Origin of the sequence: Limnovirga soli (assembly GCF_013106755.1) — a bacterium.
Lineage (GTDB): Bacteria > Bacteroidota > Bacteroidia > Chitinophagales > Chitinophagaceae > Limnovirga > Limnovirga soli.
On sequence record NZ_WHPF01000022.1, the window covers coordinates 23,938 to 45,232 of the forward strand.

Below are 21,295 nucleotides of genomic sequence, written 5' to 3' on the forward strand. Positions count from 1 at the left end.
TGAATTAAGCAGTACAAGTGTGCGACGCAAGAGGCGATGCCATAGCATACATTGGCCTGGCTACAAAAGAAACAGCTCAACAGTTTTCTATGTACACTAAAATGGATGATTATTTTTTGACAGTTTTAAAAAAGATATATGCAAACACTAAAATTATATAGCGTTCTTTTAACTGCCCTGCTTTCAACAACCATGGCTACTGCTCAAAAAAAAATTAGTGATAACGGCAAAGGCACATATACCAATCCGTTAATCCCTGCAGATTTTCCAGACCCCGATGTGATACGGGTGGGCGACACCTATTATATGGTTACCACCACCATGTTTGTATTTCCTGGTGTTACTGTTTTAAAATCGCATGACTTGGTTAACTGGGAATATTGCAGTAATGCTGTGCCCCGCTTTGATTACAGCAAATGTTATAACCTGGATAGTTGTAACCGTTATGGTCATGGTCAATGGGCCACCAGTATGAAATACCATAATGGCAAATTTTATTTATTGTTTATTACACTGGATGAAGGTGGCTTTGTTTGTACTGCAGATAAAGCCGAAGGCCCCTGGGAAATTACCCGGCTACCAAAGGGGTTTTATGATGCCGGTTTATTCTTTGACGATAACGGAAAAATATATGTTGCGCAGGGGTATAATAATATTTCTATTACTGAAGTAGATGCTAACCTGGCGCCCATCGGTCCCGATTCGCTGGTATATAAAGGTGATATTCGCAAAGGCCTGGAAGGTACCCACGTTTACAAACTAAATGGATACTATTATTTGTATTGCACTTATGGCGGATTAGATGGTATGCAGGTAGCGCTGCGCTCAAAAAATATTTATGGCCCTTACGAACAAAAGCTGTTGATATACGATACCACAAAAGGCATCAATTATGGCATCCATCAGGGTGCACTTATTCAAACCCAAACCGGGGAATGGTGGACGATTTTGTTTGTAGACAGTGGTCCTTTTGGCCGCTTCCCTTCCTTACAACCCATTACCTGGGTTGATAACTGGCCCATGATTGGCATCAATGGCAAAGCCGTTACCACCTATAAAAAACCAACTATGGGCAAATCATATCCCATAAAAAAAATGCCTGCTGCCGATGAATTTAATACCAATACCCTTGGCATGCAATGGGGCTGGAACCATAACCCCGATAGCACCAAATGGTCGCTAACAAAAAGGCCCGGTTATTTAAGATTAGCCACCGCCAAAGTGGTTGCCAATTTTACAACAGCTATCAATACGCTTACCCAACGGCCTTTTGCCAATTATAACCAGAGCGTACCTACAACAGCTACCACAAAAATAGATATCAGCCATATGCAGGAGGGTGATATAGCAGGACTGGCCATCTTCCAGGATCCCTATGCCTATATTGCCATCAGAAAACAAAATAACCAAAACTATATCACTATGGTAAACAATGGAAAAACCATCGATTCGGTGCTTATCCATCAACCTAGCATCTATCTAAAAACCATCGCCTCAAATAGCACAGGCAAAGCCAGTTTTGCCTATAGCATCAACAACAAAAATTTCACCACCCTTGGAGATGAGTTATCCATGCTTTTTAACCTAAAAATATTCACCGGCAACAAATTTTGCCTCTTCAACTATGCCACCAAATCAACCGGCGGATATGTAGATATCGATTGGTTCCGTATAAAATAATAGGACCTTTAGCAGCAATGCAAGTAGTATGTAGCGGGCGATATAACTTGTATCATCGCCGGTTGTGTCACTCACTTGTACCATAGCAACCGGTTGCAGCTATTGGACAAAGCCAGTAACGCCCCTCACTGGCGCAATTATGCAGCCAGGCTTGGTAGCACAGCGTACTTGTACCACAGTTAAACCTCATCTTTATCGCGGGCACAAGTACGACACAACTATTGCCAACCCTGCCTACTTGCGCCATTATCGGGGGAAAAATTGATTGGTAGCAATAGCCTTTAAAAAAAGAAGCTTAAAAAGCAATTTGCATATAACAAAATGCTACATTACAAACAATAATTCGCACCCTCAACGATGTGACTGAGTATGCGAAGCCGTACCAAATAATAACAAAAAAGCAAATATTACAATTTTTTATACATTAGTTTGATGCTATAAACTATACAAAATGTATAATACTAATTTGTTGATTATCAATATATTTCTTTTATTCAATAGATCGTCTAATAGCATAAATCCTTGCGTAAGCGGTAATTGTATGCGGACAATCCTGATTTTAATAACACTGTTGTTGACATCTTGCTCATACCGACAAGACAATTTAAAATTTGACAGCAAAAAAATGAATTTTACTGAAAAAGATATTTTTCATAAGCTTGACCTAGCATTTAATGGACAACCGGCAGAAGACTATCCAGCAGGAAATAATGGCGACATCAAGTACAACTTTTTTCTTGATTTAGAACATGGTTATTGCGAAACGGCAGGTAACAAAATTCATTTATATGCAGACTCAACCAGGTGGGCAATTGTCTTTGAAAAATGTGGTTACCAAAATCGTGGAGACCGAGCGGAAATACAACTTGACTTTGTTGGAAATTGCATAAACTATCCTATTGACAAATATCCTGAAAGGAATTACATCACAAATGCAAGCAATATCGTTTTAATAACTTCGGAAGAATATGAAAGGATAAGAAACAAGGAAGGCAAAGACATGGAAGATTTTGAGCTAATTAGCCCTAATGCCAGCGACTTAACCATTCACGGAAAAAAAGTTACAATCGACCACGACACAAAAAAATATTTGGCATTGGGAATTGAACCAAGGGGCTACGACAATCCAAAAAGTCTTATTGGCTATGGCGGGATCGTTAGATTTTTCAGCGACACGAACCCTGACTTAGTTAGTGCAACCGAAGATGAAATCAAACAGCATATTCCGCAAGACATTCCAAAACTTATGACACTTGACAAATTTCATTTTGTAAGTGCTTACGACAAAAGTAACTTGCCAAGCAGTCAAGAGACATATCAATTAATCTCCAAAATCTTAGTAACAAGGGACACAACTTATTGGAAACCTAAACTCAAACCCAACAACCATTGGACAAATTGGGAATCGGGCAATTTGTAAACACAACTACCGCTTACATGGGTTTTGTGTTATGGTGGGCTGACGAACAAAGCTCATCTTTAGTTTTTCAATTTGGCTTTTGGTTATGGGTTGGGCTGACGTTCCCTAATTCCCACCACAACACAAAGCCCTAATCCGTTATGTGCCACTATATGAAGACCCTAATAACCATAATTGCTTTTCTGACACTGACAATATCTGCTATTGGTCAAAGAAGAGTTTCATATCGTTATACTGAAATTAATAAAACACAATTTGACAGTTGCGTTAAGACCTCTTATATAATTGCAAATCCTCAAATAAAGAAACAGGCTGGTAAGTTGACAATTCCTGTTTCGGGAAAAGATTCAAAAATTTTCAAAGACGACAATTCTGATGAGAACTTTTATGAATTTGATTATTTAGGTATCATTAAAGGGACAAAACTTTCATTAGTAAAAAGGACTGACTACAACAGCGAAGAGTTTTATCTAATTAATGGTTTGACAGGAACTATTGACACTTTAATCGGACAACCTGTATTTGCTCAAAACATGAGAGATTTTGCTTGCATCAATAATCCTGGTACAGACGAAGAACAACAGATACAAGTTTGCGAGATAAAGAATGGGGTTATAAAAAAAAGGCTTTATCTAAACGGCAAGAAAGACACTTTGTTGGAAAACATTTCCTTTATTTATCGAAACTCTATTTTGACAAAAGACAACAAGGGCAAATACTGGCAATTGAAATTCAAAATTGGTGAAGAATAGCGGCACATAGTCCAGTAAGCAAGGGGGATTCCCCCCTCACTGTTGCAAGTATGCAGCCAGGCTTTCTCCGCCATTGTTGGTCGCCTGACCAACAACATTCGCTCCAATCTTTGCTGAGATAAAAGCCCAGCAAATTTCCGGACGTACAAGTGAGTGACACAAGTGGCGATGCCATACCATACAAAGGCTGGTATCATCATTATTTCTTTCAATCCGGTTGATTTAAAAAAACATAGTTAGTTGACTATTAAAACTATTTCAATAGCCGTTATGCATTTGGCGATTGCACAACATATTATTTAAACAACCAGGTTAAATACCAGGATATATACACTTCTGATACCTCCTAAAATCAGTAACACATTTTTTATTAGTTAATATCTTTTACTTAGCAAGATTATTTTTACCAACTAAGTCTAATAATTACACAGATTTTAAAATAATCAACCCTTGGGCATTGCAAAATGCTACCAATATGTATATTGCAGTAAACAACTGCACATGGATAATAAGGTAGTAAGCTCGGTTTTCTCCGATTCAAAAAGCCACTATAAAATACTCGACGGATTGCGTGGCGTGGCCGCCATTATGGTGATTAGCATGCACATCATGGAAAGTTTTGCAGGTGGGGATGCTACCAAAATGTATATCAATCATGGCTACCTGGCAGTTGATTTTTTCTTTCTGTTATCCGGCTTTGTTATTGCACATGCCTATGACGACAGGTGGAGCAATATGAGTATAAAAGACTTTTTTAAACGCAGGCTTATTCGTTTGCACCCAATGATCATTATTGGTATGACGGTTGGTGCTATTTGCTTTTATTTCAGTGCATCTGATATTGTATTCCCTCCCCTTGGCAGTACACCGGTTTGGAAACTGATACTGGTAATGCTGATAGGCTATACACTTATACCCGTACCACTATCACTTGATATTCGCGGCTGGGGCGAAATGCACCCGCTTGACGGACCGGCATGGACACTTTTCTTTGAATACATTGCCAATATCATGTATGCACTTGTGTTAAGAAATACTTCCAAAACAGTATTGGCCATACTTACCATCATTGCCGCTGCTGTTTTAATACAATATGGGGTAAGCGGTACTCGTGGCGATTTAATTGGCGGCTGGTCATTAACTGCAGAACAGTTGAGGATTGGCTTTACCAGGTTAAGTTATCCCTTTCTTGCAGGTATGTTACTGTCGCGTTTGATAAAACCCGGAAACCTGGGCAATACATTTGTGTGGTGTAGTTTAATCTTGATTGTGATCCTTTCTATTCCAAGGGTTGGAGGCAGCGATATAAACAATTTCTGGATGAATGGCCTGTATGAATCATTAAGCATTGTGCTTGTTTTTCCATTGGTTGTTTACCTGGGTGCAAGTGGTACTATACAAAATAATTTACTGGCAAAAATCTGTCGCTTTTTTGGTGATATCTCCTACCCTGTGTACATCATTCATTATCCCTTAATTTACATATATACAGCATGGGTGGTAGATCATCAGAAAACCATTGCACAAGGCTGGCCGATGGGTTTATTATTGTTGATAAGTTCAATAGTACTAGCCTATGTATTCCTAAAAGTTTACGATATACCAGTAAGAAAATGGCTTACCAAAAAGTATTTATCTGGTAATAAAATTCAGGCATAAGCATAAATTCAGTTTTTAGAATCAGTAATCCAATTTTTGGGTTTAGGAATTACAAATACAGTTGTAGTTGGTAATTTATGCGCCTATGTAAGCATCTACATAGTGCCTTTGAGTACTGGTGTATTTACTCCATGGTAAAAGGAAATTTACTTCAAATAAAAGTCCATCAATGTTCAGAAAGTACAATTGAGGTATTTGCGTGAGAAAGCAGCAAATACATAACAAGCGGCGATGCCATGTAACACCTAAGCTGGCAACAACATGGCCTTTGTCTTGTTATATTATTTGATTTAAATAGCTTTTTGTTTGATTAATGCAATTATTGTTCAAAAAAATCAGGCAACTTTACTAAGGGGTATTTTAGGATTATTTTGATTACGGTTTCTTAATAAAATTTTCGATATGGCCATATTTACATTAAACGTAAACGGTAAAAAACAGCAGGTAAATGTAGACCCTGCCACACCTATGTTATGGGTACTCAGAGAGCACCTTAACCTGGTTGGCACCAAGTATGGTTGTGGTGTTGCACAATGCGGTGCCTGTACTATTCATTTGGGTGATAGCGCTATCCGCTCCTGTCAACTACCCGTTTCGGCTGTTGGAGATAAGGCGGTTACTACTATTGAGGGACTTTCAGAAAACGGGGATCATCCTGTACAAAAAGCATGGATTGAACACGATGTGGCGCAATGTGGTTATTGCCAAACCGGACAGATAATGACAGCTGTGGCCTTACTTAAAGCCAATCCAAATGCAACTGATACTCAAATAGAAGCGGCCATGTCGGGCAATATTTGCCGTTGTGGCACTTATGTGAGAATAAAGGAAGCGGTAAGAGCAGCTGCCAGTCATCAATAATTTATTGCTAAAAACCTATTCAAACCATTCAAAGCATTAATAATGGAAAAAAATAAAACTGCCCAAAACAGGCGTTCATTTCTAAAATCGTCTGTACTGGCAGGCGGTGGACTTTTAATTAGCTTTAAGCTGCTGTCTGAGTTTACCTTTAAAGGCAGCTCCGGCACTTTGGATCTACCCGAGCAATGGAATGAATTAACCGGATATATAAAAATTACGGCTGACAATATTATTAAAATATATAATCCCAATCCGGAATTTGGGCAAAACGTAATGACCTCGCTACCCATGATGGTGGCGGAAGAGTTAGGTGTGGACTGGCAAAAAGTAGTAGTTGAAATGGGCCCTCACGATAATGTGAAATTAGGGCCACAATTTACCGGAGGAAGCAATTCGGTAAGAATGTATTGGAAACCACTACGGGAAGCGGGTGCTGCTGCCCGTCAAATGTTAATAGACTCAGCCGCACAAGGCTGGGGAGTACCTGCCAATGAAATAAGTACCAAGGCAGGTGTACTTTATCATGAAAAAAGCGGCAAATCTGGCACTTATGGCAGCTTTGCATCAGCTGCGGCAGCACTTCCTATACCCAAAGTGGTAAAACTAAAAGATGCAAAGGATTTTAATGTGGTGCGACACTCCCAGAAAAATGTTGCCGGCAAAAATATTGTTACCGGCAAACCGTTGTTTGGAATGGATTATACACAGGAAGGTATGTTGATTGCGATGATAGAACATCCACGTGCATTTGGGATGAAACTAAAATCATTTGACGCCACCGAAACCCTAAAAATGCCCGGCATTACAGATGTTTTTAGCATGAAAATGTATGAAGAAGGCTATGAACAGGCAGGTTTTGATACAAGAACATTTAATGACTTACTGGTAGTAGTGGGTAAAACCACCTGGGAAGTAATGAATGCACGTAAAAAGCTAAAAGTAATATGGGAACCTATTAGCGAAACCAAAGAAACGGTTGCCGGATTTCGTGGTAAAAATGTAGTAACTATCCCCGCCGGATTGGAAAGTACAAGCACCCAATTAGCCCAAATGGCTGAATATGCAAAAAAACCGGCGCAACAATTAAGAAAAGATGGTGACTCGGAAACGGCATTCAAGAATGCTGCACAGATTATAGAACGCACCTATACCGCACCATTTTTGGCGCACAACTGTATGGAGCCAATGAATTTCTTTGCCCATGTTACGGATGAAAAAGCCTTACTGGTTGGGCCTCATCAGGCGCCGGGTTGGATAGAACCTACTATATCTAAAATTTTAAACTTGCCTGCCGATAAAATTGAAATACGTATAGCTCGCATGGGTGGCGGCTTTGGACTAAGGGCTTATGGGCATTTTGTTACAGAAGCGGCGCTTATTTCAAAAAAAATTAAAGCCCCTGTAAAACTGGTATATAGCCGGGAAGATGATATGACTTACGGCATTTACCGCCCCATGTATACGGTTACTTACCGGGCTGCATTGGATACCAACAAAAACCTTATTGCCTTTCATATAAAAGGTGGCGGCATTCCTGAACATGCAGTACATCCTAACAGGTTTCCTGCTGGTGCAATTGATAATTATCTTGCAGAGGGATGGGCGATTCCATCCAATATCACTATCGGGGCATTCCGTGCACCCGGTTCTAATTTTAATGGGGCAACCGAGCAGGCATTTTTAGATGAATTGGCAGAAGCCATGGGCAAAGACCCTATTGATTTTAGATTAGAACTGTTACAGCGGGCAAAAGAAAAACCTGTTGGTAAAAACAATGAATATGATGTTGACAGGTATGCTGGTGTATTACATTTGGTAAAAGAAAAATCTGGTTGGAATAACCCGGAAAACAAACAATATAGTCGCGGTGTTGCAGCTTATTTTTGTCATAATTCTTATGCTGCCCATGTAATTGATATGCTAAAAAAAGATGGTCAGCCTTATGTAGAAAGGGTAATCAGTGCCATTGATTGTGGCATTGTTGTAAACCCGGACGCGGCCACCAATATGGTGCAGGGTGCGGTAGTGGATGGTATTGGAAATGCCATGTATGGGGGATTAACACATAAGGATGGCGTTACTGAACAAAATAATTTTAACCGATACAGAATAATAAGGATGCGGGAAGCACCCAGAAAAATTGATGTACATTTTGTAGAAAACAATATTGACCCCACCGGCTTGGGCGAACCACCTTTTCCGCCGGTATTTGCTGCAGTGGCAAATGCATTGTATAAAAGTATGGGTAAGCGTTTTTATACGCAGCCTTTTAGCAAGGAGTTGTAGTTGTGTTCAGCAATAGCAGCAAGAAATTAGCTAGCTTAAAATAGCGTTTTGAAACTAATTCTGGTATGGTGCAATTGCTCTTGTAAGGCTAAGTATTTAACTGCTATGGGCTACTATTTGTACATCTTTGACACTACAGCATTTAATCAGGTTGATTCAGGTTCTAGTGTTTCTTAGCATCATTGTTGCATTGCAAACCCGCTAAGGATGTTGGCGAACAATAAAACAACAAGTATAGATTAGGGAGCAATCCTGCCAGTTTCTGTCTGCATAGTAACAAAACCAGCCAATTTACATGATCTATTTTTAAAACAAACAGTATGTTTAAACCAATAATAGCTTTACTATTTATTACCACCATTTTTGTTATTGGCACCGCTTTTATCCCACAGGATATTAGTGAAAGTATCAAGAGGGGAAAGGAGGTGTATGAACTCTCCTGCCAAAATTGCCATATGGAAAACGGTGAAGGCATGCCCGATGTAAATCCACCATTGGCCAAGGCAGATTATCTAAAAAAGCCATTAGCAGAGTTGATCAACATTGTGCTTAAAGGGCAATCTGATGAGATAGTAGTAAATGGCAAAAAATACAATACACTCATGCCCGCCATGGATTATATGGATGATTTGCAAATAGCCGATGCATTGAATTTTATACGCAATAGCTGGGGCAATAAATCACCCGGAACAGTAACACCTGCCATGGTAAAAGCCCTTAGACAATAACAGGCTTTTACATTTTCCAGTACACTGTTTTGCCTGGATCTGATAAGCAAATGCAGCTAATTGGAACAATTTAAAAACTAATCAAATTCATACCTAAAAGCCAAAGCATTTGCCATAACTCAGGGTTCAATTTTTTTTATGGTCGGGTTAAACTTTTGGTGCGAAACTTGCACTAGATCCCCTTTTTGAAAATGATCTACCTCATTTTCAGCTAGTTCAACTTTTATTATTTGCGGTGGCAGCAAAACACTTGCCATCTGCCCATTTTCGGTCTTTACTATTTCCGTAATCTGTCCGTTTACCAACAGCTGATTATGCGGCTTTTCAGGAAAAAATATATCCGCCGGATTACCTTCTTTGATAATAATTCCATTTTCAATCACCAGGGTTCTGTTAGCTAATTTTATAATCTCAGAGATATCGTGGCTTACCAGAACGGTGGTTAGGTTGTACCTGATATGAATGTCTTTAAGTATTGTCTGCAGGCTCTCCCGCATGGCATTATCTACTGCAGAAAGGGGCTCATCAAGCAACAATAGTTTTGGTTTACGTACCAATGCCCTGGCAAGTGCCAATCGTTGCTTTTGTCCGCCCGAAAGTGCCTGCACCTGTCTGTTACTTAACTGTTCCAGACCGGTTACCTGCATCAGTTCGGCAATAATATCTACCGGCTCATTTTTTTGTAAGGCAAATAACAAATTTTCTCTTACAGTCATATTGGGGAACAAAGCATAATCCTGAAATACAAAACCGATATTTCTTTTTTGGGGTGCAAGATGTATTTTTTGGTGGTGACTAAACCAGGTTTCGCCTTCAAAATGTATTTCCCCATCATCGGGTTTAAGAAACCCGGCCAGCATTCTTATAATAGAAGTTTTACCCGCACCTGAAGGCCCATAAATACTTATAAAATCCCCGGGCGCCAATTTAAATGAAACATGCAGCTGCATATCACCATTGGCTGCGTGCAATTGTTTATGCAGTACACAATTTATCATATGGATTTAATTCTATCGAGCCGGTGATTAATAAGATACACACTAAGTAATATGATAAAAGAAGTGGCAAATAAAATAAAGGCGTAGGTGCCGGCTGAAGCATAATTCATGGATTCTACTTCATCAAAAATAGCAATGGAAGCTACTTTGGTTTCACCGGGAATATTGCCCCCAATCATTAATACCACACCAAACTCACCAATTGTATGTGCAAAAGTTAATACAATGGCCGATAGTAAAGAGGATTTTATATTAGGCAATAAAACCCGGATCAAGGTTTGCCATTTTGTTTTACCAAGCGAATAAGCTGCTTCCCGCAAACTTTCAGGAACAGCAGCAAAACCAGATTGAATAGGATGCACCATAAAAGGCAAGCTATAAATAACAGAGGCAATTACCAACCCGGGAAAGGAGAATACCAGCCTTATATCAAAATGCGTTTCCAGAAATTTACCAAAACTTTGCGAAGGACTAAAAGCCAGTAATAGATAAAACCCAATTACCGATGGTGGTAATACCAATGGCATGCTTACCAATACTTCTACTATTGCTTTAACTTTTGTTTTCTTATACGCCAGCCAGTTGGCCAGGGGTATACCAATAAAAAAAAGAATGGCAGTAGTAACAACTGCCAGCTGTAAAGTAAGCCACAATGGTTCCAAATCAATCATACAGTATACGATAGTTGCGTTTGTTTATTTTACAATATAGCCAAAACGCTCATATATTTTTTTGGCTTCTTTTGAATACAGGAAATTATAAAATTTTTCTGAGGATTCTTTGTTGTTTAGGGCCCCATGCTTTAATAATACGGCGGCCTGTTCTATGGGGGAATAACCATTGTGTGCTATCTCCACCCAGGTGCCTTTACCCAACATCTCATCAGACAGTACAGCCGATTTGGCCGTAAACCCTATATCTGCAGACTGAGACATGATAAACTGATTGGTTTGGGTAATACTTTCGCCATATACCAGTTTTTTCTGTAGTTTATCGTACAGTTTATATCGTTTTAAAATTTCCACAGCTGCTACCCCATAAGGTGCAGTTTTAGGGTTGGCAATAGCAATCTTTTTTACCTTATCCATCAAAAGCAATTGCATATTTACTTCAGGTTTTAAATCGCTTTTAGTTGACCATAAAACCAGTACACCATTGGCATAAACTTTAGGGCTATCGGTAGCAAACTTGTTTTGAAAAAGCGTTAAAGGGTATTTGGTATCTGCAGATATAAATACATCAAAAGGCGCCCCTTCCTGTATCTGCTGGGTAAGCTTGCCAGATGAGCCAAGTATTACTTCCACCTGTATGCCTGTTTCTTTTTCAAATTGGGTTTTAAGTGTTTTTAAGGCATATTGCATATTGGCTGCCACAGCAACAGTAACTTTTGCATCTTGTGCCCTTACTGTAATTCCAGGAAACAGCATACATGAAACCATTAACCATTGAACCAGCATTGCTTTTTTCATTATTGCAAACTTATTATATTTAAAACCCTTTTCTTGCAATTTTCTGAAGGTCAAATGTCTTGTTCATTTCCAAATAAGGCAGTAACATTCAAATATAGTTTACAGTGTAAGTAATTAGCTAAAACTGTTATTAATTGTTGTTACCCGGCAGTGTTGCTACTATCATCGCCGGTTGTGTCACTCACTTGTACGTTCGGCCCATTATTGGGCAAGGAAAAAAAAATACATCTTCAAAATTTATAATTCCCCTGGATTCATTCCGATACCAACTTTTACTTTTAATCAAAAAAACCTATACATTCCAAAAATACAAGTGTATATCTCACTCATTCAAAATCAGTTTCTGCATCTTTTGCTAAAACACCCTATAAACCCTGATAACCAAGATCGTAATCAGGAAAAAATTTAAAGTTTATAGCATCAGCTTGCCAATACTTGTGTCGGTTGCGGTTGCTATTCAATTTTTTAAAAATAATGTTCTCAAAAAGAATCAGGTTAGGCATTAAAAAAGCCCATCATTTACTACAAAATGCTAATTTACAATGCAATTATTCGCACAATCCGACTTGCTCCTAAATGTGCAAGGAAGTATCAAAAAGTAAATAAAGAGCATTAGTTGTCATAATTTACAAACCAGATTGATATTCAAACAAATGAAAATCTACCAGGTGCCTTTGTTGATTTTCAATTTCATTTCATTAGACAATTTAGTTTCTAATCCCTTAAATAATTGAATTTTAGGTAATAGCAATTTGTACCTCAAACTTGTAAACTTTTATCCATGGCAAAAGCAACAGTTAAAACAGTTGAAACAAATAACAGTGTGGTAGATTTCATACACCAAATTGCAGATGAAAAAAAGAAAACGGATTGTTTTGCACTTGTTGAAATAATGAAAGAGCAATCCGGATTTGAACCCAAACTTTGGGGACCCAGCATCATTGGTTTCGGAGCTTATCATTACAAATATGAAAGTGGCAGAGAAGTTGAAGCCCCATTGGTTGCATTTTCGCCCAGAAAAAATGAAATATCACTCTACCTTTCTTCCAGTTTTGAAAACAGAGAAGAACTGCTGCAAAAATTAGGGAAACATAAAAGTGCCAAAGCTTGTATTTATATCAAAAGGCTTGAAGATGTAGATCTTGCTGTTTTAAAGAAAATGATTTCACTGTCCATTAAACATGTTCAAAGGCTGCATAAATAATTTAACCAACGCAGCCCTTGCCACTAACCCACGGCTGATGCAATATCAGCAAACGCAAATGCCATTAACAGCAACCCAATTTATTCAGGCAACCATCCGCTAACCTAAATATCCGCCGGCTTATGATTGTTCTTTGATGTGTAGGTTGAGAAAAGAGCAATATTTCCCACCACCCTATTTTTTTCAACCCACCTATCTTCCGCAAACCCAGTGTATGCCATTTGTGCTTTTTGCATTTCCATAAAAATCTGTTCTTTTACTTTTACTGATTATTATTCAATGGCTCCTTATGAAAAGAATTTTCCTCCAATTTTTTGTTTCTTTATTTACAATTGTATCCTTTTTCGCAGACCATTGGCTTTAAAGCCGGACTAAACATTTCCAATACAAAAGGACTTAATGCATGCCCGGATGATAAAGCCGGTTGGAATGCAGGAGCTATTGTACAATTCAAAATAAACAAAAGATTTTATGTTCAACCAGAATTGCTTTATGCTGGTAAAGGGCACAGATTTCATCCTCCTTTTGCAAGTGATAGCGGAGCCATTAGGCTTAACTATGTAAATATGCCGATACTCTTTTGTTATAAGGCTGACGATAAATTATCCATTCTACTCGGGCCAGAGCTGGGTTATCTTGCCAATTCTACTGTACGGTATAATAAAAGTGTTTTTGATCAAACAGGAAGATATCCCCGGGTTGATGTAGGGATAGACCTTGGATTTTCCTATAAAATAAATACATCATTGGGTGCAGATCTAAGGTTTAATTATGGATTTAAAGACATTCAATACACAGATTATGCTGGTTATACGGCACCAATAAAAGGAGGAAACCGGGTTTTTCAGGCAGGGCTTTTTTACTTACTTCGAAAATTACATTTCCCATTCTTGCTTTAAAGCAGTTAGTGGCATCTTCATAAAGATCATATTTAATACTAAAGAGATCTTTTTTAACAACGATAATATCTACAGAATCTGTTTCACCTTCAATTGTCTTTACAAGAATCCGTGTATACTGAATATATTCAAGCGAACACAGATAGCGCTCATTGTCTGCTACTTTATTTGCATTTGGCAGCGTATTTTCTTTTATAAAAAGGTTATTTCTTTTACCTGTTCGCTTGTACTTCTGTGGAAGCTGTTTAATACATTTGAGCCTCTATACAGCAGGCTTTTAGCAGTATCAGGAAAAGCTTTTCCGAAACCAAATTACTGTATAATAATAAGCCTAATTATCTTCCCGTTGTAAGGCAAATAGGCTGTTTCGCTTTATATTTAAAATGGCAGCCTGCTTCGGCGAATCTGCCAGGCGATGGTGATTTTACTGAATGTACTCTTTTAAATGAATACTGTTTGCCTGTTTATTTTCCACGACTATTGGCATTATCCCCAAATGCCTTTTTTTCATCTTTGATTTGGTAAAAGCCCAATCAACTTCCGAACGATGAAGTGAGGTATTTGTGTGGCAAAGCAATAAATACGAAACAACAACCGATGCCACAAAAGCTTTAGCCGGACCACAAATTTTTCTTTCCCATATTAAACAGGAAGTATTATTTTACATATGTTACAGCAGAATTAACAATGCTTCTTTCTTTAACTAAAACCTGCCAAATGAATAAAAATACTCCCCATGTTTCGTTTGTTTTAACAACTATGCTGCTGCTTTTTAGCATCGCCTGCAGTAATAAAGCAAAAACGGAACAAGCTGCCATATCAACTTTTGCGCTGCTTGATGCTGATACCGTTATGTTCAATTCGTTTGTAGACTGTAATATGGCCGAGGCCTGGATTGGCGATACCTTTCGCATTTTTCCCGGCAAATATGGAGAAGACACCGTGTGGGGTGCAGCTAAAGAACTGATGTTTGCAGATGGAAGCAATGCGCCGGAAGCATTTGCAACAACGGCGGAAGGGTTTAGCCGTCCTAAACTGCCAGAGGTAGCGCCTATTGGGCAACCGGGGTTTCATGGTGCTATGTGGTTTGAAACAGTATATCAAAGCGACGAAGACCGCAGTGGCAAAACGCTGTATGCAGTGTATCACAACGAAAATTACCCGCAAAACCTCCCTTACAATGATAGCACAGGGCAGGGATATATCAATCACCTCTGGCCCCAGGGTTTGCGTGGCCCGGCAACAGCTGCTGCGGTTTGTCGCATAGGCATTGTGAAGTCTGAAGACGGCGGCCGAAATTGGGTAAATAAAGGACTCTTTATTGAAGACCTTCAGGCACGAATGATCCTAAAACCATATAATACCTCCAACACTTTTGCTGGTGGGGTTGGAGATCCTTCAGCGGTGCGATCGGGAGATTATTTGTATTTGTTTTTTGGAGAATACAGTTACCCAATGCCCTACGATTCTGCCACTTACAACAAACAAACGGAATGGAGCGGGCAATGCATCAGCGTGGCACGCATTGCCATTAAAGACCTTGACGATCCACAAGGCAAAGCACAACGCTGGAACGGTAACAGTTTCGGTGCCGCCTGGAATGGTACAGGCAAACCTATAGCATCGCTGCAGATAGCTGTTGATAGCGGTGGCAGTGCGGCATCGTCACCCGAAGGCGGTTTTCACTGGGGACCTTCAGTTAGCTGGAACAACTACCTTAATTGCTGGGTTATGCTTATGGGTAAAGTAACGGGGCCTAGCTGGGCAGGCAGCAGCATATATATTTCATTTAACAGGAACAAAGACCTTAGCACGGGTAATAATGCGCAACAATGGAGCACACCCAGTTTATTACTCGACAGGCCGGGCTATTTTTTATGGTACCCTTCGCTGCAGCCGCTCGATACCGAAGAAGATATCCGCAACAAGTATACTTGTATGAACCTCGGCAAACGGGCCAGACTATATGTAAAATTTATAAAGCCCGATAAAAGCATTTATGCTTCGGCGCATATTATAGAATTTGAAAAGTAAGTGGTAGCTTTCTATTACCTGAAAGTTACAGGTATTATCACATCAATTCTTGTGCTTTGCTATACACAATTAGCGGAAGGGTGATAACGCTTTAACCGCAGGAACTGAAGGGGAGATTTATTGTGTAATTGCTCAACACCGCAGCTTTGTCTGAAAGAAATGACCAAATTTTTATTACAAAGTTTTTTGTAATAATATTATGAAACAAAAAATCACACACGACTTAATCTGGTAAGATTCCGGAATATTTGAATTTCGTAACTACTTGTTTCGTTTTCGTTATTCCCTACGCTCAAACCTGTGTAGATTTATTTCATAAAAATCTATCATCATGAATACAGCAATGCAAAAAAGAAAACTTGGGAAAAGCGGACTCGAAGTTTCAGCAATTGGCCTTGGCTGTATGGGTATGAGTTTTGGTTATGGCCCCGCTGCTGATAAAAATGACATGATACAACTGATACATGCCGCAGTAGAGCAAGGGATTACCTATTTTGATACTGCCGAAGTATATGGGCCTTTTACAAATGAAGAGTTGGTAGGCGAAGCATTAAAACCATATAGGGATAAAGTAATAATTGCCACAAAATTTGGTTTTAGCATTGACCCTGAAACACTAAAATATTCGGGTGTTAACAGCCATCCTGAGCATATAAGAGCAGTAACAGAAGCTTCATTAAAAAGATTAAAAACAGATGTGATAGACCTCCTGTATCAGCACCGCGTTGACCCGAATGTGCCCATTGAAGATGTGGCTGGTACAGTAAAAGATTTAATAGCAGAGGGCAAAGTAAAGCACTTTGGTTTGAGTGAAGCTGGTGCTGATACAATAAGCCGTGCGCATGCAGTACAGCCTGTTAGCGCACTGCAAAGCGAATACTCTCTGTGGACAAGACAACATGAAAAAGAAATTATCCCTACCATTGAAGAACTGGGCATTGGATTGGTAGCCTATAGTCCGCTGGGTAAAGGTTTTCTTGCAGGCAAGATGGATGTAAACACAAAGTTTGCAGAGGGCGATATACGCAATATTCTTCCACGGTACACAGAAGAAGCACGAGTTGCCAATAAAGCCTTATTAGATTTATTACAAACTTTTGCCGCTAAAAGAAATGCTACTACTGCTCAAATTGCATTAGCCTGGGTACTGGCGCAAAAACCATGGATTGTTCCTATTCCCGGCACCACCAAACTACACAGGCTTACAGAAAATAATGGTGCAGCTGCCATTGTCTTAACAAAAGCCGAATTGGCTGAAATTGAAGCCGCTACAGCCCAAATAGAAATAACAGGCACCCGCTATACAGAGGCTATGGAAAAATCGACAGGATTATAAGCACTAAGGAATTTTATATTACAGCTTAAATACAAAATATCCATACAAGTAGTATGGATATTTTTTTTTGTTTCAGGCGATAGTACATATGGCATCGCCGCTTGTGTCACTCACTTGTACTTCCGGTAATTTTATGCAGCAACTGTGTTAGATTGTCTTAAACAATTTATCTTGTCGGCTAAATAATTAATTATTCCAGCAACATACAATTACCAGATGAATACAAAATATTTTTTTTGGATGATATGCAGTTTTTTACTTTTTACCGGTCAACTGCATGCTCAATATATTAAGCTGGACAAAAACAATTTCGAGCCTGTAAACGCTTTTCTAACCATCACTAAAATGGAAAACAAAACGGTTATAAGAGCCATTAAAGATGCTGGTATAACAGCTGTTGATGAACCCACCTTTATAAAACTAAAAGATATTGATTTTACCAATGGCATTATTGAAGTAAAGGTATTAAGCAGGTTATTAAAAGATGCACCCGACTTTGCAAGAGGCTTTATTGGCCTGGCTTTCCGCATAAACGACAATAATACAAAATATGAAAGCATCTATCTGCGTCCGGTGAATGCAAGGGTAGATGACCAGGTTCGGCGCAATCATTCCATACAATATTATTCTTACCCAGATTATAAATTTGACAGGCTTAGAAAAGAAGCGCCTGAGCGCTATGAATCTTATGCCGATATGGAAATGAATAAATGGATAACCATGCGGATTGAAGTAAATGGCACACATGCCAAACTGTTTCTAAATAATAATAACCAACCTGCTTTAATAGTAAATGATTTAAAACTTGGTGCTGACAAGACTGGCAGTGTAGGGCTTTGGGTAGAAGTTGGTACAGAAGGGTTCTTTACTGATCTAAAGGTTACCAAACAGTAAATGGAAACATTTTACCAGCAATAGAATTTCATAGCATCGTCGCTTGTTTTGTATTTACTGCTTTGCCACAACAATGCCCCACTTGTATGGTTGGATTGTATAATGTGCTATTCCCATTGCAAGCATTTAAGCAGCCGAAAAAGAGCACTATTTTTGGAAAGGCTATTTAGTTTGTTTAATTTTGAGTTAGGTGCAATTCAAAAACATGTAAAATTTCTAAGGAAAGAAACAATAATGAAATTAAGCATTAATAAAAAATCATATTGGGCAACTTATGGATTGACAATAGTATCTGTTGTTTGTTTTATTTCACTTCCGGCAATTTTTAATAAACCAAAACTTGATGACACTTACAAACTTCTTGTTGATGAAATAAACAAAAGTTGCCCGAAAACAGTTGACAGTGTAACTCGTTTAGAAAATTCAGTTGTTCTTCCTGCCAATAAGATTCAATTTAATTACTCATTTATCAATGCAGACAAGGTAAATGTTGACACTACCTTGTCGAAAGATAACATGAAGCCATCGCTTATCAATTACGTAAAAACAAGTTCAACCTGTAAAATTTATCGGGATAATAACACTACTTTATTTTTTAATTATCAAGACAGGAACGGGGATTATTTATTTAGAATAATCGTCACTCCAGAGTTATACAACTGAGACATTATCCTTTGCTTGCGTAAGTATGCAGCCAAGTCAAGCCTTTACAGAGCTTCCTACTTGTGCCTTAGAAAATACCTCAGGGCAACAACATCCAACGCACATTAAGAGACCCTGGAACTAGTTCAGGGTGCCGTATTTTTTAACCCTACCACAATAAAAGCTGCCCCCTAGGAGAAAGTACAAGAGTGCGACGCAAGTAAAGCATCATTACAGCGCTTCAGCTGGGTCAACAATTTGAAAAAATAATTAGGCTAATAGTGGTTATTATTTTTGCATCACCAGTGTGGTCATACATCGCAGATCCTGCACGTTGGTGGTTTTTACCGGCTCTATTAATGTTAGCGGGTAAAGCTGAAACAGTTCTTCTAACAGCGGCCTAGTTAACAGAAACCTTTCGCTGCCATCGGGTAAAGCATATTTGCCATTGCCAAGGGGCAAAATATTGTTTTCGATACCCATTTCACTAGCCATTCTAATAAACAATATTCCGCCGGGTTTTAATACGCGGTTTAACTGTGCAAACATGTGCAAAAACATGGTTTTACTTTCTGCAAAATGCAACACGGCACTACAAATAATATGATCAAAAAAAGCATCTTTAAAAGGCAATGATTGCAGTGGCGTGCAAATAAGCTGCTCCCTTTTTAGCGAAGGATATAATACGGGCAACTGATGAATATGTTCCTGCTCCATATCTACGGCATAAATATCCATATTTGGCTGCTCAACAAACCAGGAAAGGTTTCTGCCACCGCCACAGCCGGCATCCAATAAGGTGCCTCCGGCATCATAACGGTTTTTCAAAATCTGGTCTATCAAATAAATATCGGTGTGTAGTATGGTGGCTAATGTTCCTGTTGGCATAGTGCAAATTACTATTATTGCTGGTAGCTGTATTTGCGTGGGAATGTTTTTTTAAAGCAAATGAAGTTAGCTGCAAGTAAAAGGCCTGCAACGCAGGCCCTTTATTGTACAAAACGCTTATACCAGTTTCATTTGAACAGGATCCCAATGAATGATTTTCTTTTGAAAATAGCTTTCGTTGCAGGATAAGGCAGGTGCCGCCGCCCTGAAACCAAATACCGCATCTTCAACCACCGGTTTACCGGTTCTGATAGCATCAAAGAAATTGGTAAAATGATCCAGGTGATCGCTATAACCCGGAGGGGCTTTGAATATTACATCTTCTTTTTTAGGTCTTATCTTTTGTGCATCAGTCCATTTGGCACTGTATTCCTTTTGCATTTCGTCCTGCATGCTTTTGGAGAAAGTGAACAAAGAATCATAGCCGCCAAAACCCGGCGCTTCGGGCATTAAACTATGTTTGATGGTAAGGCTATTACCCTGCACTTCCATCACCCCTTCAGAGCCTACAAAACGTATTACTTCCTGTCCGCCGGTGCCACTGATAAAATTTACCTGCAATGTTAATTGAAAGGCAGGATGCTCGGGAGTATCGGCATATTGCATTACGCCAGCCATTACATCGGGCATATTACGGCCATCTTTCCAATAACTAAACTGTCCGGTGCCATAAATAGATTCGGGGCCTTTTGAATTGGTAATAAAATGGGTGCCGCTTAATAAATGGATAAATAAATCGCCGGCAACACCGGTACCTACTTCTTTAAAGGCACGCCACCAGAAAAACTTTTTAGCATCGTATTCCATCCTTCCGGTTACCTCAATAAATTTATCCCAGTCGGTGGTTTCGGCATTGGCATCCTTGGGTATGGTATATTCCCAGGCACCAATAGAACTTTGCCTGTCATAAACCGCATTTACCATATTTAGTTTGCCAATTTCGCCGGCTGCCAATAACTCTTTGGCTTTTGCCAAACCAATACTACTTACACGCTGGCTGCCTACCTGTAACACTTTTCCTGATTTTTGCTGCGCAGCAATTACGGCCGGCCCCTCGCTAATTTTATACACCATGGGTTTTTCGCAATACACGGCTTTGCCTTTTGCCAATGCATCTTTGGTAATACGTGCATGCCAGCAATCGGTGGTGGCTACAATTACAGCGTCTATATCTGCTTTATCCAATAACTCTTTATAGTTGCGGGTAGTGAATAAGTCGTTACCAAATTTTTCTTTGGCATTTACCAGCCTGCCCGTGTATAGGTCACAAATACCTGCCAGTTCTACACCCGGCACTTTTAAGGCGGTATCCAAATCAAAATGACCCTGTACGCCATAGCCAATTACACCCAGGCGAATTTTATCGCCTGCGGATATTTTCTTTTCGTAAAACAGGGTTCTTTCTTCTGCTTTTTCTTTGGCTGCCAGACTGCTGAGTGGTGCAGCGGCAGTGAGCAAACTGGTGGCGCCTATTTGCTGTAAAAACCTTCTGCGTGATGATTGGTTGTGATTTGACATATGGTGCATGTAATTTATGGTTACTAA

The 21,295-nt window shown here is 39.3% G+C and carries 18 protein-coding genes; 13 read left to right on the top strand and 5 right to left on the bottom strand.

Annotated elements, in window-relative coordinates; all coding sequences use genetic code 11:
- The first annotated feature begins 138 nt into the window (after positions 1-138).
- The 7 genes from GD597_RS21085 (at position 139) to GD597_RS21115 (ending at position 9,386) form a co-directional block, all read left to right on the top strand.
- The gene (locus tag GD597_RS21085; RefSeq protein ID WP_171609904.1) at positions 139-1,680 is read left to right on the top strand and encodes a glycoside hydrolase family 43 protein; all 1,542 of its coding nucleotides are present in this window, start codon (positions 139-141) and stop codon (positions 1,678-1,680) included.
- Positions 1,681-2,305: 625 nt separating this feature from the next.
- Entirely contained in the window at positions 2,306-3,100 is a 795-nt protein-coding gene (locus tag GD597_RS21090) for a DUF7003 family protein (RefSeq protein ID WP_171609905.1), read from the top strand.
- 152 nt (positions 3,101-3,252) lie between these two features.
- The gene (locus tag GD597_RS21095) at positions 3,253-3,852 is read left to right on the top strand and encodes a hypothetical protein (RefSeq protein WP_171609906.1); all 600 of its coding nucleotides are present in this window, start codon (positions 3,253-3,255) and stop codon (positions 3,850-3,852) included.
- A 501-nt stretch (positions 3,853-4,353) separates the two neighbouring features.
- A complete protein-coding gene (locus GD597_RS21100) occupies positions 4,354-5,511 on the top strand; it encodes an acyltransferase family protein (RefSeq protein ID WP_171609907.1) in 1,158 nt (385 codons plus the stop codon).
- 402 nt (positions 5,512-5,913) lie between these two features.
- A complete protein-coding gene (locus GD597_RS21105; protein ID WP_171609908.1) occupies positions 5,914-6,372 on the top strand; it encodes a (2Fe-2S)-binding protein in 459 nt (152 codons plus the stop codon).
- Between the two features lie 42 nt (positions 6,373-6,414).
- Complete coding sequence (locus tag GD597_RS21110) at positions 6,415-8,658, top strand: xanthine dehydrogenase family protein molybdopterin-binding subunit (protein ID WP_171609909.1); 2,244 nt, start codon at positions 6,415-6,417, stop codon at positions 8,656-8,658.
- Positions 8,659-8,978: 320 nt separating this feature from the next.
- On the top strand, positions 8,979-9,386 hold the full coding sequence (locus tag GD597_RS21115) for a c-type cytochrome (RefSeq protein ID WP_171609910.1): 408 nt from the start codon (positions 8,979-8,981) through the stop codon (positions 9,384-9,386).
- Positions 9,387-9,505: 119 nt separating this feature from the next.
- Here the strand turns inward: GD597_RS21115 and GD597_RS21120 are convergent, their stop codons facing one another.
- The 3 genes from GD597_RS21120 to modA are packed head-to-tail and all read right to left on the bottom strand — an operon-like array spanning position 9,506 to position 11,853.
- The gene (locus GD597_RS21120) at positions 9,506-10,384 is read right to left on the bottom strand and encodes an ABC transporter ATP-binding protein (protein WP_171609911.1); all 879 of its coding nucleotides are present in this window, start codon (positions 10,382-10,384) and stop codon (positions 9,506-9,508) included.
- Positions 10,381-11,055: a molybdate ABC transporter permease subunit gene (modB, locus tag GD597_RS21125; RefSeq protein WP_171609912.1), complete on the bottom strand. Its 675-nt coding sequence runs from the start codon at positions 11,053-11,055 to the stop codon at positions 10,381-10,383. Before modB ends, GD597_RS21120 begins: the two co-directional genes overlap by 4 nt.
- A 24-nt stretch (positions 11,056-11,079) precedes the next feature.
- Positions 11,080-11,853 carry a molybdate ABC transporter substrate-binding protein gene (modA, locus tag GD597_RS21130; RefSeq protein ID WP_171609913.1) on the bottom strand — a complete coding sequence of 258 codons (774 nt, stop codon included), beginning with the start codon at positions 11,851-11,853 and terminating at the stop codon, positions 11,080-11,082.
- A gap of 781 nt (positions 11,854-12,634) precedes the next feature.
- On the opposite strand from modA, the gene GD597_RS21135 reads away from it, so the two are divergent.
- The 6 genes from GD597_RS21135 to GD597_RS21160 all read left to right on the top strand — a co-directional run bounded on the left by GD597_RS21135 (position 12,635) and on the right by GD597_RS21160 (position 18,883).
- Entirely contained in the window at positions 12,635-13,057 is a 423-nt protein-coding gene (locus GD597_RS21135) for a DUF1801 domain-containing protein (RefSeq protein ID WP_171609914.1), read from the top strand.
- A 314-nt stretch (positions 13,058-13,371) separates the two neighbouring features.
- On the top strand, positions 13,372-13,956 hold the full coding sequence (locus tag GD597_RS21140; protein WP_171609915.1) for a porin family protein: 585 nt from the start codon (positions 13,372-13,374) through the stop codon (positions 13,954-13,956).
- A 717-nt stretch (positions 13,957-14,673) separates the two neighbouring features.
- Positions 14,674-15,990 (top strand): hypothetical protein, encoded by a 1,317-nt coding sequence (locus GD597_RS21145; RefSeq protein ID WP_235954389.1) that lies wholly within the window; start codon positions 14,674-14,676, stop codon positions 15,988-15,990.
- 331 nt (positions 15,991-16,321) lie between these two features.
- A complete protein-coding gene (locus GD597_RS21150) occupies positions 16,322-17,326 on the top strand; it encodes an aldo/keto reductase (RefSeq protein WP_235954390.1) in 1,005 nt (334 codons plus the stop codon).
- 216 nt (positions 17,327-17,542) lie between these two features.
- Positions 17,543-18,220, top strand: a complete 678-nt coding sequence (locus GD597_RS21155; protein ID WP_216368647.1) for a hypothetical protein — start codon at positions 17,543-17,545, stop codon at positions 18,218-18,220.
- Positions 18,221-18,373: 153 nt separating this feature from the next.
- Entirely contained in the window at positions 18,374-18,883 is a 510-nt protein-coding gene (locus GD597_RS21160) for a hypothetical protein (protein WP_171609917.1), read from the top strand.
- A gap of 267 nt (positions 18,884-19,150) precedes the next feature.
- On the opposite strand, the gene GD597_RS21165 is transcribed toward GD597_RS21160, so the two are convergent.
- Together GD597_RS21165 and GD597_RS21170 are read right to left on the bottom strand one after the other, a co-directional pair.
- Positions 19,151-19,750 carry a class I SAM-dependent methyltransferase gene (locus tag GD597_RS21165; RefSeq protein ID WP_171609918.1) on the bottom strand — a complete coding sequence of 200 codons (600 nt, stop codon included), beginning with the start codon at positions 19,748-19,750 and terminating at the stop codon, positions 19,151-19,153.
- A gap of 117 nt (positions 19,751-19,867) precedes the next feature.
- The gene (locus GD597_RS21170; protein ID WP_171609919.1) at positions 19,868-21,268 is read right to left on the bottom strand and encodes a Gfo/Idh/MocA family protein; all 1,401 of its coding nucleotides are present in this window, start codon (positions 21,266-21,268) and stop codon (positions 19,868-19,870) included.
- Between the last annotated feature and the right edge of the window lie 27 nt (positions 21,269-21,295).